Source organism: Leuconostoc gasicomitatum LMG 18811, assembly GCF_000196855.1.
Lineage (GTDB): Bacteria > Bacillota > Bacilli > Lactobacillales > Lactobacillaceae > Leuconostoc > Leuconostoc gasicomitatum.
The window spans coordinates 322,055-339,952 of the sequence record NC_014319.1 but is presented as its reverse complement, the minus strand read 5'-3'; the positions used below and the strand labels follow the sequence as shown (position 1 = coordinate 339,952).

Sequence of the window (17,898 nt, the reverse complement as noted above, 5' to 3'; positions counted from 1 at the left end):
AACGATTAAATCGTAAACTTATTCAATACCGTTTCAATATCTTTTATGATTAACGATGTCGTCCCATTCGGCTGGTTGACAAACTCAACTTTAGTTTTATCTTGATAAATAGCCATCGGAATAGAAATTTCAATACCTGAATCTAACTTGAATTTTTGAACACGATATTTTTTCTCATATTTTTGTGTGTTCTCTACAGGTATCTCTTTATCCGCAATTTTTTTTGAAATTTGTTCTCTATATAGTGATTTTGCTGACTCATTATCATAAAAAACCTTTTCAGCAATCATCTCAGTGTTAATGCTACCCGATTCTAGCGCTTCATAAATTGCTGTCTGCGTTGTAGCAAATGCTTCATGCTCTGGCAAATCATCATACTTTTCAGCAACATTTTTGATTGTTCGTTTAATAGTTTGCAAATTTTCTTTAATTGAAACATCCGGTATAATGTCCAAAAACTTCTCTGAAAAGTATGCCACCCGATGGCCATCAATAAGATGCTTTTTTTCAATTAAATGATACTTACTCGTCGTCATATTAATTAAAATAGCTTCATCTACGGTTTGTGTTGCCGCAGGTAAAACAGCTTGATTCAATACCAAGTTATTGACCATTTTTTCCGAAACATACGCAACCGCATGTGCATACCGCGGAGAAAAATTTAATTTTATCATACCAAAAATTGGGCCATCATCAGTCGTTGCCTGAAAACTTAGTAAATCTCCTGCTTGAATATTGTCACTACCTGTCACCACTTCAAATAACTTCATCGCTAATTCCGTGGTCATTTTTGGAAAATCTTTCTCTGCCAATATGGTTTGTAAATAATCATTTCCAGTTATTGTGCCCGTCTTAACATCACCAGCATATATTTTATTAACAAGCTTTTCAATATAATCATGTACCCCTATGTCAGTTACTGGCATTTCACCTTGAGAAGCGATCAAGTTACCAGTGTTTGTGTCAAGAATATGCAAAATGGCATGTTGAATAATCATTAATAGTTTACCCTCTAAATTTAATGTTCTTATTATATCATGTCATCATGCGTCATTTTTATACAAAATCCAAATAAATCATTGCATTAAATGATGTAATTTGTCACTTTTTAAATTATTTACCGTATACTGCGTTAATGGTCTACCCACTTCAAGATACGTTATTTTTACTTGCAGCAAATCATTCTCTACCAAATAATCTAAATATTTTTTAGTTGTTACTCGTGATAAGGCAACGCTTTGTGATAGCATACGATTAGAAAAAGCATCAGAAAGGGTATAAATTGTCGTAATAATTAATTTAAGTGTCGCGTCAGAAATACCTTTTGGTAATCTCATATCCAAGTGTTCTAATCGTGACTCCCCCTGGAAGTACTCATTAATATCTTGTTGTGATAATTTTTCTTTCCCCAAAGCCATATCTTCTAACATCAGAAATTTTTGAATTGCTTGATTAAACCGCTCCATTTGAAATGGCTTAATCAAATAATCTACAACGCCATTGATCATTGCCTGTCTAACAGTTTCCCGGTCATCTGCAGCTGTAATCATAATCGTAGCCACTGAGTTATGCTTTTTTCGTTGTTCAGTTAAAAAGTCTGTTCCCTTACCATCAGGTAAATATACGTCTACCAGTAATAAATCGATTATTACCATATTCATTTTTACCTGAGCATCTTCTATACATCCTACAACTATTATCGGTTCAAATAAAACATCAGATAATCGATTTAAAAATTGACTAATAATATCTGCTACCATAGGATCATCTTCAACTATTAAAACACTATACGACATTTACATAGACCTCCTACTTCTTAGTGGATATTCAATATAAACTTTAGTTCCAATGTTCAATGTTGATTGAATATCAAAAACGCCCTGATGATCCGTAATAATTGCATTAACAGTAGTTAACCCAAACCCTCGTCCATGACCTTTAGTAGAAAAACCAATAGTTAAAATGTTTGAAAATTGATCAGATGCTATACCAGCACCGTTATCCTCAATAGTAATAACAAGCGTCTCTCCCTCATCATCATATCGTAACAATAAATCGATTTTTTTCTGAGCAATATCACTATCAGATAATGCGTCAACTGCATTATCAATAATATTCCCTAATATCTTAATAATATTTGTTACTTCTCTTCTCAAAATATCCAGCTTAGGTAAACAAGACGATTCACCTATATTTAAGATAATTTCATGTTCATGTGCGTAATTTACTTTGCCAATTAAAAAACCGGCAATAACAGGCATTTTAACACGCGCCATAATATACCCTATATTCTGTTGATAATCACTCGTTAATTGTGGTATCAATTTGTTCACTTCATCATATTTTTTTAATTCAATCAGACCTGTAATAGCTTGTAATTTATTCATAAATTCATGTGTCTGCGCTCTTAGTGCCTGTGCGTACTGTTTTGTACCATCTAATTCCGCCACAATTTCTTTAAAATCTGTAATATCACGAAATAATAAAAGTGATCCGACTGCTGGGCTAACCAATTGTGCCACAGAGTATAGATATGCACGTGTTTTAAATAATACACGGTTAGGGTGAGTGTCACTATTTTTTTCTGGCACCACAAAAAATGTTTGAAAAATCTCAACTGGTAAATGATCACCAATATTTCCTATCCCTGGTAATAATTGATCGGCTGCCATATTTTTTGCAATAATAGTTTGTTGATCATCTATCGCCAGTAAGCCCTCCATCATGCTATTTTCAATCGTATTTTTTTCAACTAATTTTTTTGCAATAACATATGGTTCCATATCTAATAGTATTTTTTTTATCCATTTAGCCAAAAAAATTGCCCCTACGATACCAATTAACAACCCTACAGTTAATCCAACAAATATTGGACGCCTTGCCGTTTTTATAGATCGTGCAATAGTATCTTCTGTCAAACCCACACTAACAAGACCAATAATATCATGATTTGCATCATATACAGGATCGAAATAACGATAACCCAATCCCAGCACACCAACTTTAGTCGAAAAATGTGCTTTTCCTTGTAATGTTTGACGTGCATCCTGTGGCGAACTAAATTTTTTGCCAATTTGCTTGTCATTTGGATGAGACAACCGATACAAGTCATCGTTGACTACAACGACAAAATCAATATTAGCTGTGTTTGCCAATCGTTGCGCATATATTTGTACAGAACTTTTGTCGCTTTTAGAAGCATTCAATGACAAACCACGAATAATTATCGGATCTGAAGCGGCTATTTGAGCAGTACTTTTTAACCGTAAATTAATGTTTTCTCGCTCATTTTTTTCAATAACTTGTTGTAATAATATACCTGTTGTTCCTAACGAAATTACCGTTGCCATAACAACAATCCCGATAATTATTACATATAATGGTATATTTTTGATTTGTTTCACACCAAACTCCCCACGTTTATACATCATCTTGAATATATCACAAAAAAGATTCAGACGTTCCTGAATCTTTTGTACACTCATTAGTTATAGTGTTGTGACGACATCATTAGTTGTTGACCCTTTGACTAGCATGTCATTAAAATTTTGATAACTAGTGTTTATCATATCAGTCAATGCTTCTTCAGTATATGATCCAATATGTGGCGTTAATAGCACTTTAGGATATAGATCAATTAATGATGTCACTTCCTTGTCATTTAAAAGATGACTATCATCAAACTGCTGACCAAATATCTCTTTTTCATGCAAAATAACATCAGCACCAAATCCACCAAGTTGACCAGTTTTTATTGCAGTTATAATTGCTAATTGATCTGTTATTTCTGCGCGAGATGTATTAATTAAAATAGCACCTCGTTTCATTTGGTTAATTAACTTAGTATCAAAGAAATGATCATTCTTTCCCGGAAAATGTGGCACATGTAAACTAACCACATCTGACATAGATAATAATTCTTCTTGTGAAACAAATTTCAATATTGATTTAGCAGTATCCGATTCATAAATGTCATATCCTATAATTTTAGCACCCATACCTTTATATAGTTTCGCCTCAGCTAATCCAATACGACCAGTTCCTATGATGCCGACTGTTAAATCATGAATTTCTCGACCAAACAAATCAGGCTCAACTTTAAAATCTGCTACTGCTGCACGTGAAGTTGCAATAGCAGTACGTCTCACAAGTGTAATCCCCAAATTCATTGCCAAATCTGCTACCGCATATGGTGAATATGAAGGAACGCGTGCTACAGTAATTCCTAATGTTTGTGCTGCTTTTAAGTCAATATGATCATAACCAACCGTTCGTGTAAACACGTACTTAATGCCCCAAGCACGTAACTGCCGTAATATTGGTTCAGAACCGTCATTATTGGCACGCAGTAAGACGCCATCAGAACCTTTTGCAGTAATAATATTTGATTTTTTTAAATTATCAGTAACTAAGTTTAATTCATAGTCAAAGATATTTAATTTTTTAAAATAATCAATTTCGTTTTTTCGAACACCATAGGCTGTTATTCTAAACATATTTATCTCCTTTTAACTAATTAAACAATCCAATATGCGCAATAATATTCAGCACAACAATCCAAATTGGTGTCATTACAACAGCGCCCAAGGTTGCCAACAAAGATGTGTTTGATGCAAGTAATGCTTCTCGATCAAAACTAATGGCATAAGAAACTGCGACTGTAGCTGGTGGTGTTGCCATCATAATCACAATAACGGACAGCGCTGTTTGATCAACTGGCAAAATGTGCGTCATTGATAGAATCATAAGTAAAATAATATTAATGATAGGCACCACAACAATTTTAATAAATGTGTAATACCAAGATGTCTTATCTGAAAAAGCCTTTGTAAATGAAATTGATCCTAATGTTGATCCGATTGCCAGCCAAGCTAATGGTGAAGCCAAACCAGATAGATAAGTTAACGGCTTCATTAACCACAATGCTGTTAAATCAATTCTATAAAAAGCAACATTTTGCATTTTACCAGTTAAATCAGTTACCGTAATAGTTGGCATAAAACCTTGCACTAACCACAATATAAGACCAGCAAAGGTTGCGATCACTATAGGATTAAGAAACATTTTTTTAATATTTGCTGTCTCCATTTTTAGTCCGGACATCTTAATATAAGCATATGAATAAAGAAAAATACGATATCCAATGTTAAATATTGAACCATATAGAATTCCTTTAGCTCCCCATACAGCGCCAACGATAGGCAATCCGAAAAAAGTTGTTGATCCAAAAATAGATAATACTTTTAGAGTCATTTGTCTATCACCCTGTGTCTTGTACATTGCAAAAAATGGGTTCATTACAAAAATTAACACAACATACATAACAATTCCCCAGATTAAAACATTAGTACTTTGACTCAGCGTTTTAGGATCAATTGGTTGCATGAAGGATGTAAACGCCAATGCAGGTAATGCAACGCTTAATACAACTTTCGTCAACGTTTTAGCAAACATATCTGTAAAGACTTCTCGCTTCCGCATAGCATAGCCAATTAAAATGATAAATACTGTAGATGTGATGGCGCTCACAATACTAGCATTAGTGAACGTCCTCTCCAATGCATTGAAAAAGTCCATTTTTAAAACCTCCAATAAATTTATTGTACTTTTCAATAACTATAATAACTTCATTATGTGAATTAGTTAACAAAAAGAAAGTAAAGTAACTTATGTAACTTATGTCACTACAACTTTTTAATTTTAACCGTACATGTAATTCCCATTGCCCTTTTTAACGTATTGTTTATTTCTCAAAAAATAACACAAAAAAACTAAACGTCATATACTAACGTTTAGTTTTTTTGTGTTATTTATTTTCTAAGAATGACATTGTATTTATAAATTAATTTGAATTTTGCATGCCAGCAGCAATATTTGCCAAAGAAATGTCTGCTGTACTAGCTACCCATAATTTTGGTGATGCAGATTTAGCCGCTAAACCTATACCTAATGCTGTCTGACCAGCAGCTGTAATGGCTTCTACCCCCGCACTAGCATCCTCCAACCCTATAATTTGACTTGGCTTTAATTTTAAAATGTCGCCGGCTTTAGTAAATATTTCAGGATCAGGTTTACCATGTGATAATGTTGCTGGGTCAACGATTCCAACAAAATCATCAATAATCCCCAATTTTTCAAGAATTTTAGGCGCATTTTTAGAAGCACTTGCAATACTAGCAACGTAGCCACCAGACTTAATTTCTGATAAAAATGCAGTCATGCCTGGTAAAATATCTTTTGGTGTAATACCTTGAATGAGTTCAACATAGTGGGTATTTTTTTGTATCGTAAAAGCTTCTTTTTCTTCATCACTATACTTGTCTTGCTGTCCTGCAGCTGACAAGATCATATTTAAAGAATCCATGCGGCTAATACCTTTTAATTGATTTCCTAATTCATCAGACCAATTAACACCTATTTGCAGAGCTAAATCATGCCATGCCTGCTCATGGAACTTAGCCGTGTCAGTAATGACACCATCTAAATCAAAAGTAAAACCCTTAATGTCTGAAAATTCAACCATTGTAAACTACCTTTCTCTCTTTCTGTGCAATAAGCGCAACTATTTGATCAACTACCATAATACTGATATCGCGATTGCTGGTAATTTTTACCTCTTTAGTTGTTATCTCAATGTCTAATTGCACGCCTTGATAAAATTGCGTGAAACATAATTTCGACCATTGTTTTGGCAAACGTGGATTTAATACAAACATATCATGTAGCATGTCCACACCTGCATAGTCATTTTGAATGACAGCTAATGTTTCACCCATCACGCCCATGTGGACTCCCTCAGCTGTTGTACCACCTTGTATATCATAATAATCTGAACCAATTGCATCAGTTAAAAAATCATAAGCTTGTGCTTCAAGCGTTGTATTACCATGTCGTGCAAGTTCAACATAAATACCCGCAAATACAGGTCGTGATGTTGTTGAACCATGTGTTGTTCGTTTTAAATAATAGGCTGTATTTTTAGCTAACCAATCATCTGGTAATTGATAACCTAATTGCGTAATTAACTCATGTGTATGCGCAGCACCCAGATTATAAATTAACATCAAGAAATCAGCTTGTTTAATAACTTGGTAATCGTCTGGTGCTTTTCCTTCAGATTTTAAAAGTCGATCAATACGATGGATATCACCGTATTTAGCTTGATAAGCAGGAAAATCTAACTGTTTCAACTGGAAAAATCCTTCATATTGTTCAACAATGCCATCACTATTAATTGATAACTTCAAGAGATGTCGGATCATTTCTGCTTTTTCTTGTTCGACATCAGTATAGCCAACCTGTTTTGCCACTTGACTAAAATTGATAGCCGGATTTTGTGATAATTCATGCAAATAGTTCAATAACCACACTAGCATAATATTTGTATAGGCATTATTAAGTAGGCCACCCTTATGCGCTCCAGGAATTTCTTCGTGAAACTCATTTGGTCCCATCACACCAGCAATAATAAATCTATCACCTGTGGATTGTGCCTTGTTAATCCAAAAACGGGCAATTTGCATGAGCATTTCTAACCCATTATCATTCAGATGATCTAATTTGCCTGTCATTTTCTGGTACACCCACATGTTGTAGGCTATCGCCAAAGACACATGCCGTTGCAGACGAGAATTATCGGGAATCCAAGTATTATCAACTGTATTTAAATGAATCAACTGGCTTTGCTCATCCCCATACATGCCTGATTGCCAAGGATACATCGCACCAGTTTCATTTTCAGACAGGGCATTTTTTTCAGCCACTGACAAACGGTTCGTACGATATTTCAAAATTGATCGTGCCACAGTCGGTTCATTTGCTGAATAATAGGGTAAAGCAAATAGTTCATCCCAGAAAATATGACCACGATAACCTTCACCAGTTAATCCACGAGAACCAACAGACACGTCTAAATTCGGATTGGCATGATGATTTCCCATTTGGTTTAAATGAAAGATACCCATTCTGATTAATTTTTGCATGGCATCATCGCCAGTAATTTGAACATCTTTTGTCTGCCATAATTCATCCCAATAATCATGACTGTTTTGTTGAATTTCTGAAAATGTTGTTTGATCAACTGCATTTTGAACGAACACTGTAGGATCTGTTTTCGTTTCCAAATCACTTGCTAGCGCCATCACGCGCGTGATAACCACTGCTTGCCCAGTACGCCCATGAGCAGCATATTGATCAATGATACTGTCACCTGTTATTTGAGTTGTTTTTGATTGCACATTTTCGCCACTTGATTGCGATGCCAAAGCCACTGTCACATGAGTTGTTCGTGTACAAGTTGTCATCGTTGTGTCAGTTATTGATTGAATCACAAATTCTTTCGAATCAAAATCTCGGTAACGCGCAACGTTTTTATTTTCAACGCTACCATCAATTTTGGCCTCAACCGTCAAATCAACATCATAACTAGGTGTGACTTTGAATTTTAAAGCTAAACAATGCCAATTTATAGGATCAACAATTTTGATAGTTTCAATATCAACAAAATGTTCTCGGTTATCATCTACCAAAACACGATAACGATCAATTAATTCCCCTGTTTTAAAATCAAGTCGTCGTGTCAAGTTGGTCATCGTATCATTATTAATCACTAAGGGTTGTCCAGCAATTGACACAGTCATCAGTTGAACATTCGGTAAATTAACTAAATCTTCATTAATGACATCGCGTCCGGCAACCGGTGTTGATGTTTGATTAAAAACACCTGCTACGTATAATCCGGGATAAAAATCATCATCATAAGTATTTGTAACAAGTGCCCCACGCCAACCAAGAAAACCATTTCCAAGGCTTAGTAAGCTTTCACGACCATAATTTTTCACACCATCTACAATATCATCATAAGTTAATGACCAAGTATTTTCTGCCATGTTTCCTCCTTAAATTGTCAACTTATTACTTACCAACAGCATCTTTAAAGGCGTTTTTCTTCTCAACTGTTTTTATTTCACTTGCGTCAGAATCTTTAAATCCGAAGAAGTAAACCATTGCAAACGAAACAATAATTGTTGCGGCCGAAGCAATCCAGAAAATCAACATATTATTACCAGCGCCCACCTGACCTTTTGGTACAGCAAACGATGGGAAACCAATTAACGAACCGGTGAAACCATACATATTTAAGTTAAACAATCCTGCAATAAAGCCACCAACGGCACCACCAATATTGGCCATCCAGAATACACGACCATACTTTAAATTAATACCATACATAGCAGGTTCGGTAATGCCAGCCATTGCTGACAGGAAGCCAGCACCGGCAAGTCCTTTAAGGGAAGGAATTTTCGTTTTTGCCCACACAGCCAGTGCACCAGCACCTTGAGCAATCATTGTAAAGTTCACAATGGCATTCAATGTCGAATGTCCTGTTTGTGCAATTTCATTGGCAATCAACGGTACCACCATCCAATGTAATCCAAATATAACAAGTGCCTGATACAAGCCACCAATAATTAAACCAGACAATGGATAGTTCAAATGTAGTAACCAGTTAATTACTGTAGAAATGCCTTGCGATGTTAACGTGATTGCGGGACCAACAAGAATTAGTACCACAGAAGCCACAACAACTAATGTTAATAATGGCTGGAAAATTGAACGTAATACCAATGGTAACTTCTTTTTAAGCCAGTTTCCAACTGGTCGTGCTAGCCATGCAGCAAATATAATTGGGAAAATTGAATAGGCATAACTCGGAATGTTAATTGGCAATCCGAAAAAACTCGAATTCAAACTAACACCAAATAACGTACCCATAATTTTACCAGGTTGAACAATCGCATTATTGACAACATGCGCATTTGTTAAGTTGATAAATTCTGGTTTAACAAGAAATGCACCAATAACTGCAACAACAAATGGATCACTTTTCAGTTGTTGGGCAGCTGAAAAGCCAACTAGAATTGGTAGAAAATAAAACGGTGCCATCGCCATAGATTGTAGGATCGTAAACGTACTTGAGGATGGATCAATAAAATAGATAGCCGAAAATGATGCTTGATTCGACACTAAACTCAAGAAACCATTTAACATACCACCAGCAGCAAGTAGCCCAATGATTGGCATCATTGAACCAGTAATAGTGCCAATTATCGCCTGAAATGCGTGCACAATTGGATTTTTAGAACCATTACTGCCTTTTGTTTCAGCCACTGCTTGATCTGTTGCATCACTGTCAACTACACTATCGCCTAATTGTGTAATCACTTCATCATAGACATCGGTAACCGCTGGACCAATGACAACTTGATACTGTCCTAATGAATCAGCGTAATTCACACCTGCTATACCATCTAAACTTTCAATGGCCTGATTATCAGCAATGTTGTGATCTTTCAAATAAAAACGCAATCGCGTAATACAGTGAATCACTTTATCCACATTTTGTGCACCACCAACACCAGCAATAATGTCAGCTGCCAGTCCTTCATACTGATTACCAGATCCTTTTACTGAACGACTCATTTTAGCTGTCTCTGTTATTTCTTGTTTAATAGCTACATCAGCAACCACTTCACCAGCTGTCACCGTTTTATAGTCAATAACTTTCAAACTATCTACCCGCTCAGCTGTGTTCGTCACGACCACCATCGTTGTTGTAGATAGATTAGCTGCCGTAATTTGGGCTAAACCAACAGATCCAACTTCATCACCAGCATTTACATGATCACCCTTTTTAATCGTCCATGAAAATGGTTTGCCATCAAGACTGACGGTTTCAAGACCAATGTGTGTCAATATATCTAGGCCATCTGAAGTATGCACACCAAACGCATGTCCTTGTAGGGCAATAACTTCACCACTTACTGGTGCAACAATATCATGACCTGCTGGTATCAGCCCAAATCCCTCACCCATCGTCTTCTTGCTAAAAATTGGATCATCGACTTCTATTAATGGGATGAGTTTGCCGGCAAGCGGCGCCAAAATTTTTGTATTTGTCATTTCTTTTCTCCTATGTGTAACTATTCCTAACATCATTTCAATGGCGTCTAGAAAATTCAACGCTCTTGAAGCGATCACCACGATGACGGGATTCAGTAAATGAGATAATTCTGCCATCATTAAGAAAGGTTTCTGAACGAATCACGACAATTGACATTGGTTCCGTCAATGACATTAACTGCCTGTCTAATGTATTGGCGGTTTCAATTGTAATTGTCTTTTTTGCATAACTAATTACTAAGCCTAACTTTTGCTCAAATAATTCAAATAATGATAGTGACGCCGACAAACTTTTAATTTCTGGGACCACATCTTTTAAAACATAATCCCGGTCAATGATAACAGGTTCATTATCCAAATATCGAATACGTACGATTTCTGTTGCCGGTAAGGGGACTTGCTCACCATAATCAAAAACTAATGGGACATCTTTGTCTGAAATAGCATCCAGTTGTGTTCGCTCATTGAGATTTAGACGTGCCGCTAATTCACGATAACTTTCAACATGCGAAATCGGAAACGAATAACGATTTTGATTAATAACAAATGTCCCACGTCCCTTAATTCGCATGACATATCCTTCATCAACTAACATCGCAACAGCCTTTCGCGACGTCTCGCGAGCAACATGATAGCGATTCATTAGGGCAAAATCACTGGGTAATTTTGCATCTTCCGGATATTTCCCATCATTAATTTTTTTTAGCAATTCATCATGGATGATCTGATATTTATTCATCACAAATTCTCCTCTATCGCTACTTACAAATTAAATATAACATTATTTGTAAGCGCTTACAATAATTAAATTCATATTTTAACCCAAATGTATAGACAAGTTAAGCTGCTGGTACCGTAGCATAGACTTACTAGTCTAGACAAGATTTTTTGGATTTAATCGCTATTAAAGCGCTACTTAAAAATAAAACGAGTTAGCCACTAAAAAACGGCTAGTAATCTCTACTAACCGATCTTTTTGACACAATATTATTTTTGAATAATAGCCGAAATGACAACTTGACCATCAACTAAATCTGCACTAAGTTTTTTCTCGCCAGGATTATCAAGATAAAAGTCAGTGACTTGATCACGAATTTGTTGTTCAATCACCCGACGGAGTGGTCGTGCACCCATCGCTTCGTCATAACCATCTTCAATTAAATGATTCTTGACATCGTCAGAAACCTGCAAAGTTAACTCTTTCTTAGCTAATGTCTGATTCACATCAGCTAGCATTAAATCAACAATTTGCTTAAGATCATCTTTACTCAAAGTTGAAAATTCAATCACGCCGTTAAAACGGTTTAAGAATTCCGGACGGAAGTATGGTGCCAAACGCGACATAAGCTCCCCATCACTTTTATCTGAAAAGCCGGCATTTGAAGTTGCAATAATCACTGTATTTTTGAAGTTAACAACATTACCTTGACCATCAGTGAGCCGACCATCATCCATTACTTGTAGTAATAATGTTAAGATTTGCGGATTTGCCTTTTCAATTTCATCAAGTAAGACAATGGAATAAGGATTACGACGAACTTTTTCTGTCAACGTGTTGCTATTATCATCATACCCAACATAACCAGCAGTAGTACCAATTAACTTTGAAACTGCTGTCAAGTCTGAATACTCTGACATATCTAATCGTACAATGTTATCTTTACTACCAAACATATCTAACGCTAGTTGCTTAGCTAACTCTGTCTTTCCAACACCTGTTGGACCAACAAATAAGAAACTACCAATTGGTCGATTGCCTTCGTCAAATCCCGCACGATTACGACGAATAGCACGTGCAACCATATTGACTGCGTCTTCTTGTCCGATAACTTTACCAGCCAGGCGATCACCAATTGTCTTCAAACGTTCAATATCAGAAGCACCCATTTGTGCGACTGGAATACCTGTCAAACGTTCAACAGACTCTGCCACATCATTAGCAGTTGCAACAACTTTTGTTGCTTCATCTGCCCCAGCAATTTTCTTTTCCAACTCAGCAATTGTATTCTTATGTTTTAATGCTGCCTCAAAATCTTCGTCTGCAACAGCTTTTTCCTGCTTTGCCTTAGTGTCATGCAATTGTTTTTCTAAACTGACTTTGTCTGTTACTGGGTTTTTAGCACTCAAATGAGCTGCTGTCATATCCAACAAATCTATGGCCTTATCGGGCAATGACCGTTGTGGAATATATTGTACCGCGTAATCAACAGCAGCCTTCAACACATCTTCTGGTAAGGAAACATGATGATGCGTTTCATACAATGCAGCAATACCCTTTAAAATTTGCAGTGTATCTTTGGCAGATGGGGCATTAACAGTCACTTCATTAAATCGGCGTGCCAAAGCAGCATTTTTCATAATAGTGTTACGATATTCATCTTGCGTTGTCGCACCAATGACGGAAATTTCACCTCGACTCAAGGCTGGTTTGATAATATCAGCCAAACCTTTGCCACCATCTTCACCACCAGTAGAACCAGCACCTAAAATTTGATGAATTTCATCAAAGAATAAGATCACATTTCCTGCTGACTTAACCTCTTTCATCAAATTTTGAATATTTTCTTCAAAGGCACCACGGAATTGTGTCCCTGCCTCTAAACTTGAGATATCAATCGAATAAATTTCTTTATCTTTGATGGCGGCAGGTACATCCCCTGTCACAATTGCTTGCGCCAGACCTTCAACGACAGCTGTTTTACCAACACCCGCATCGCCAACTAACACTGGATTATTCTTCGTACGACGGCCCAAAATTTCTGCAGTCTCTTGAATTTCCTTGTTACGCCCGATCACTGGATCAAGCAAACCATCACGTGCTTCTTGCGTCAAATTACGGCCCAACTTAGCTAATATACCTTCCGGCTGAGGTTGTCCTTGTGACTGAGCTCCCTGTCGACCAGTACTATCCCCATTAATTATCGCCTGTTGACCCTGTGGCAACTGTCCGCTTTGACGGTATTGTGCAAATTGCTCAGGTGTCACTTCTTGTCCATTGATAAGATAACGCCGGTTTTCAGAATTATAACCGTTCATGTTACCCATCATATTGTTAAAAATATTGTTCATATCTGATCCGAATGGATCATTTAAAAAATTGTCATTAGCCATTTAAAATTCCCCTTTTTATTCATTTATATCAGATGCTTACTAGTAGAAGCTACATCAACGCTCGTCTGAATTAAAATATAATTTCTCAAGATCTCTTAGCACTTCCCACATTGCTTGATGTTGCGCTTTAGCAAGCGCATCAAGGTCTCTCATATTCAAACTAGTTGCATCTGATTGCGTTTTGTTAAATGATTTATGGATTGTTGTATAACCATATCCAGAATCTTTCGCTACTCGATAAATCGTGAGTGAATTATCATCCAAATACGCCTTAATATCAAATCTCATAATCATCACTCCAATTTAAAGTTTGTCCGCGTACACGATCGTGATTGCGGTTAATAAAGTTGTTGCTTCTTATCATTTTTCCACATCTCCTTTACAATTTAATTATAACACATGAGTGATATAACACAAGTGTGTTATAAATAAATTTATCACCTGTTTTATATAAGATTAGCTGTTATACTTGATGGATAGCAAAGTTACCATGGCATTGCAATGCAGAAAGGAAATGTTTTAGCGCTTATTCAATACAAAATGTCTAGCGACAAGCTAAAACATAAACATCATGACAGAAAATTCACCAAAAAAACGTGCCTACGCACAAAAAAACAGTAATTCAAGTGGTAAAAAGCCCTTTTACGGCAAAAAATTTGATCCACGCAAGTCAGGTCAAAGACAAGATACCCATTTCGATGGTGTGGATGTACATGTCGATCAAAACTTCCCACTAACAATCAAACGCCTAGGTATCAATGGTGAAGGAATTGGTTACTTTAAACGTAAAATTGTTTTCGTTCCCGGTGCTTTACCAGATGAAGTGGCTGTTGTTAGAGTCACTGAAGTTGAACCTAAATATATTGCGGCTCGCGTGTTAAAAATTCGTGAAAAATCACCAAACCGTGTTAAACCCATGGATGAATTTGCTACTGAAGTTGGTGGCTTTGAACTCGAGCACATGACTTATCCCGCACAATTAGCATTTAAAAAAGACGTCCTTGTACAGTCATTAGAAAAATTTCAACCACGCGGTTGGTCCGATTATGATTTGCGCGACACAATTGGCATGGAAAACCCATACGAATACCGTAACAAAGCACAATTTCCAGTTCGTAAAATAGGTAAAAAGCTCAGTATCGGTATGTACAAACGTGGTAGTCACGATCTTGTCGATTTGCCTGTTGTCCATACACAAGACCCTATTACAATGAAAGTTTTACGAACGATTCGTGAATTACTTGATAAGCTGTCAGTTTCAATCTACAATGAAGATAAAAATCATGGCACAGTTAAAACCATTGTCGTTCGTGTATCACATACAACTGGTGAAGTACAATTAACTTTTGTGACCAATACCGATGGGTTCCCTGGAGATACAGCGTTGATTACGGCTATTAATCAAGCCTTACCAGAAGTTACAGGTATTTTCCAAAATTTCAATCCTGGTCGCACAAGTCTTGTCTGGGGTGATGAAACAATCAAATTATGGGGTAAAGACTACATTGAAGAAACAGTTATGGGAAAAACTTTCCAACTCTCTCCTCGCGCCTTCATGCAACTCAATTATACACAAATGGCAGTAGTTTATAAGGAAGCACTATTAGCGCTTGACTTAACACACGCTGATAAACTAGTCGATGCCTATGCTGGTGTTGGTACAATTGGTTTAAGTTTAGCTGATAAAGTTGGCGAAGTTCGCGGTATGGAAATTATCCCTGAAGCAGTTGATGATGCTAACATTAATGCCAAAATAAACCACATTGAAAACGCTCAGTACGAAGTAGGAACAGCAGAAGAGCTATTTCCAAAATGGCAGTCAGAAGGCTGGTTAGCAGACGCATTGGTCGTCGACCCACCACGAACTGGACTAGATACTGCTTTACGTCGTGAAATTTTGCGTACAAAACCTGAAAAATTCGTTTACATCTCATGTAACGCATCAACATTGGCTCGTGATTTAGTTGATTTAACAAAAGCCTATAAAGTCGATTACATTCAAAGCATTGATATGTTCCCACAAACTGCACGTTGGGAAGGCGTTGTGAAATTAACACGCCGAGATTAATAAAAAAACAGGTAGCAATAGTATAAACTATTGCTACCTATTTTATTTGCTTTCATCAAGTTTTTTTAATTTTTTGGCTATAATAACATTCCACAGCCAAAAGACCATTAACAAAACAATGATAATGCCAACAACGATATACCGTCCATTTTGTGTAGCCATCAAGAAATGGCCTATTTTTGGTAAACGTGTCATAATACCTAATACCCCAGCACCACATAAGTATATGACAAACGGCCAACCGAAAGTCTTATCTTTTTGACGTATAAAGAAAAATGCACCAATCAGTAAACCAAGTATAATCACAATAATACCAAACCAACCATCCAGCTGAAAGCGAACTGGTGTTTTTACAAGAATTTCAATTAAGGTCACAGGTGCTATACCAATACTTACCGCTACGAAAGCAGCCAAAAATTTTAAAATTTTGTTTTGTATCATGATATTCACATTATAAATTGTTCGACCAATGTATTTAAACAAAATTAATACGATACCAAATAGATACAAACCAGATAACCCTAGGGCACCAATATCAACAGGTTTGCCAGCCGTCATCAAATCTGGCAAAAAGCTAACGCCCATATAGCCCATCACAGCATATAAACCTGTCTTAATGACTTCCAAGGGACTGCGTGGCATTTCAGCCAGTAATTCATCAGCAATCGTTTTTGGATTTTTTCCAAAATACGTTTCTGCTGTGATGCCATCATTTTGTGCTTCTAAAATATCTTGTAATATCATTAATAAATGTGTTTCTATTTTATTTTCATCTCGAGAAAATCCCTCTATTCTGAGATACAATAATAAATTTTCATAAAATATTTTATTCTCGTCGTTCAAATTTTTTCGTAACTCATTATTCATTTCAATCATTTCTTTTGTTTTCATCATTTGTTCCTTCATCTATTAGTTGATTCACTGCACTTTCTAAAAATTGCCACTCTTTAATAAATTGCTGCTTAGCTACTATGCCATCTGACGTAATAAAATAATATTTTCGATCTGGTCCTGCCGCAGATGGTTGAATTTTCCCTTCAACCAAACCACGCTTTTCCATCATAGTCAGTAACGGATAAATCGTTCCTTTAGGAATATCATCTAAACCATATTGATTAATCTGTTTACTAATACCATAACCATAATCTGGTTTCTTAACCAAAATCATGAGCATCACACCTTGTAAAATACCCTTGAGCATCTGACTTGAAATGTTTGGTTTCATATTCTTTCCCTTCTACTAGTCTATTAAACATACTAGTAGTATAAATGATAACAACTAGTTTGTAAAGCCAATTAGTTAAGTTATTAAGGCACAACAAAAAAGCAGTGATATACTTTCATATCACTGCTTTGCTATAATGCCGACTAGCGGATTCGAACCGTTGACCCCCTCATTACTAGTGAGATGCTCTACCAACTGAGCTAAGTCGGCAACTCCAAGTACTCAAGTATGCCTAAATCATACTAGATACCCCAGAGAATACTAATTCTCTTATACGGGTGACAGGAATCGAACCTGCACGCCTTGCGGCACTGGAACCTAAATCCAGCGCGTCTGCCAGTTCCGCCACACCCGCATTGTTGATTACGCAACTATATTAGTTTACTTGAAAAACGCTCATACGTCAACACCTAATTTCATATTACTTTTGAATTGACATAATACATTAAACACCATAGCTTTACACATCAACGTTTGTTGCGTGCTCAATTTATATTTTTTACAATATTATACACGCTCACAGGAATACTAA

14 protein-coding genes and 2 tRNA genes are annotated in these 17,898 nt (G+C 36.3%); 1 reads left to right on the top strand and 15 read right to left on the bottom strand.

Going from position 1 to position 17,898, the window contains the following annotated elements:
• Positions 1 to 5: 5 nt before the first annotated feature.
• The 11 genes from LEGAS_RS01640 to LEGAS_RS01590 form a co-directional block, all read right to left on the bottom strand.
• Entirely contained in the window at positions 6 to 998 is a 993-nt protein-coding gene (locus LEGAS_RS01640) for a nucleoid-associated protein (RefSeq protein ID WP_013231214.1), read from the bottom strand.
• A gap of 78 nt (positions 999 to 1,076) precedes the next feature.
• On the bottom strand, positions 1,077 to 1,796 hold the full coding sequence (locus LEGAS_RS01635) for a response regulator (protein ID WP_010386767.1): 720 nt from the start codon (positions 1,794 to 1,796) through the stop codon (positions 1,077 to 1,079).
• Positions 1,797 to 3,404, bottom strand: a complete 1,608-nt coding sequence (locus LEGAS_RS01630; protein ID WP_224133228.1) for an ATP-binding protein — start codon at positions 3,402 to 3,404, stop codon at positions 1,797 to 1,799.
• 84 nt (positions 3,405 to 3,488) lie between these two features.
• Positions 3,489 to 4,496, bottom strand: coding sequence for a 2-hydroxyacid dehydrogenase (locus LEGAS_RS01625; RefSeq protein WP_013231212.1), 1,008 nt, complete (start codon positions 4,494 to 4,496; stop codon positions 3,489 to 3,491).
• Between the two features lie 16 nt (positions 4,497 to 4,512).
• Positions 4,513 to 5,577 carry an AEC family transporter gene (locus LEGAS_RS01620; RefSeq protein WP_013231211.1) on the bottom strand — a complete coding sequence of 355 codons (1,065 nt, stop codon included), beginning with the start codon at positions 5,575 to 5,577 and terminating at the stop codon, positions 4,513 to 4,515.
• Between the two features lie 265 nt (positions 5,578 to 5,842).
• On the bottom strand, positions 5,843 to 6,523 hold the full coding sequence (gene pgmB, locus LEGAS_RS01615) for a beta-phosphoglucomutase (RefSeq protein ID WP_013231210.1): 681 nt from the start codon (positions 6,521 to 6,523) through the stop codon (positions 5,843 to 5,845).
• A complete protein-coding gene (locus LEGAS_RS01610) occupies positions 6,516 to 8,888 on the bottom strand; it encodes a glycosyl hydrolase family 65 domain-containing protein (protein WP_010387362.1) in 2,373 nt (790 codons plus the stop codon). Before LEGAS_RS01610 ends, pgmB begins: the two co-directional genes overlap by 8 nt.
• Positions 8,889 to 8,913: 25 nt before the next feature.
• The gene (locus LEGAS_RS01605) at positions 8,914 to 10,962 is read right to left on the bottom strand and encodes a PTS sugar transporter subunit IIABC (RefSeq protein WP_010387363.1); all 2,049 of its coding nucleotides are present in this window, start codon (positions 10,960 to 10,962) and stop codon (positions 8,914 to 8,916) included.
• Positions 10,963 to 10,999: 37 nt separating this feature from the next.
• A complete protein-coding gene (treR, locus tag LEGAS_RS01600) occupies positions 11,000 to 11,701 on the bottom strand; it encodes a trehalose operon repressor (protein ID WP_010387366.1) in 702 nt (233 codons plus the stop codon).
• A gap of 248 nt (positions 11,702 to 11,949) precedes the next feature.
• Positions 11,950 to 14,073 carry an AAA family ATPase gene (locus LEGAS_RS01595; RefSeq protein ID WP_010387368.1) on the bottom strand — a complete coding sequence of 708 codons (2,124 nt, stop codon included), beginning with the start codon at positions 14,071 to 14,073 and terminating at the stop codon, positions 11,950 to 11,952.
• A gap of 54 nt (positions 14,074 to 14,127) precedes the next feature.
• Positions 14,128 to 14,361: a hypothetical protein gene (locus LEGAS_RS01590; RefSeq protein ID WP_010387370.1), complete on the bottom strand. Its 234-nt coding sequence runs from the start codon at positions 14,359 to 14,361 to the stop codon at positions 14,128 to 14,130.
• A 283-nt stretch (positions 14,362 to 14,644) separates the two neighbouring features.
• Between LEGAS_RS01590 and rlmD the strand changes: the two genes are divergently transcribed.
• On the top strand, positions 14,645 to 16,141 hold the full coding sequence (rlmD, locus tag LEGAS_RS01585; RefSeq protein WP_013231209.1) for a 23S rRNA (uracil(1939)-C(5))-methyltransferase RlmD: 1,497 nt from the start codon (positions 14,645 to 14,647) through the stop codon (positions 16,139 to 16,141).
• Between the two features lie 42 nt (positions 16,142 to 16,183).
• Here rlmD and LEGAS_RS01580 read toward each other — a convergent pair whose 3' ends face one another.
• The 4 genes from LEGAS_RS01580 to LEGAS_RS01565 form a co-directional block, all read right to left on the bottom strand.
• Positions 16,184 to 17,035, bottom strand: coding sequence for a DUF1129 domain-containing protein (locus LEGAS_RS01580; RefSeq protein WP_224131359.1), 852 nt, complete (start codon positions 17,033 to 17,035; stop codon positions 16,184 to 16,186).
• Entirely contained in the window at positions 17,010 to 17,366 is a 357-nt protein-coding gene (locus LEGAS_RS01575; protein WP_010387374.1) for a PadR family transcriptional regulator, read from the bottom strand. Before LEGAS_RS01575 ends, LEGAS_RS01580 begins: the two co-directional genes overlap by 26 nt.
• Positions 17,367 to 17,503: 137 nt before the next feature.
• Positions 17,504 to 17,576, bottom strand: a tRNA-Thr gene (locus LEGAS_RS01570).
• A 63-nt stretch (positions 17,577 to 17,639) separates the two neighbouring features.
• Positions 17,640 to 17,721 (bottom strand) — tRNA-Leu (locus LEGAS_RS01565).
• Positions 17,722 to 17,898: the final 177 nt, after the last annotated feature.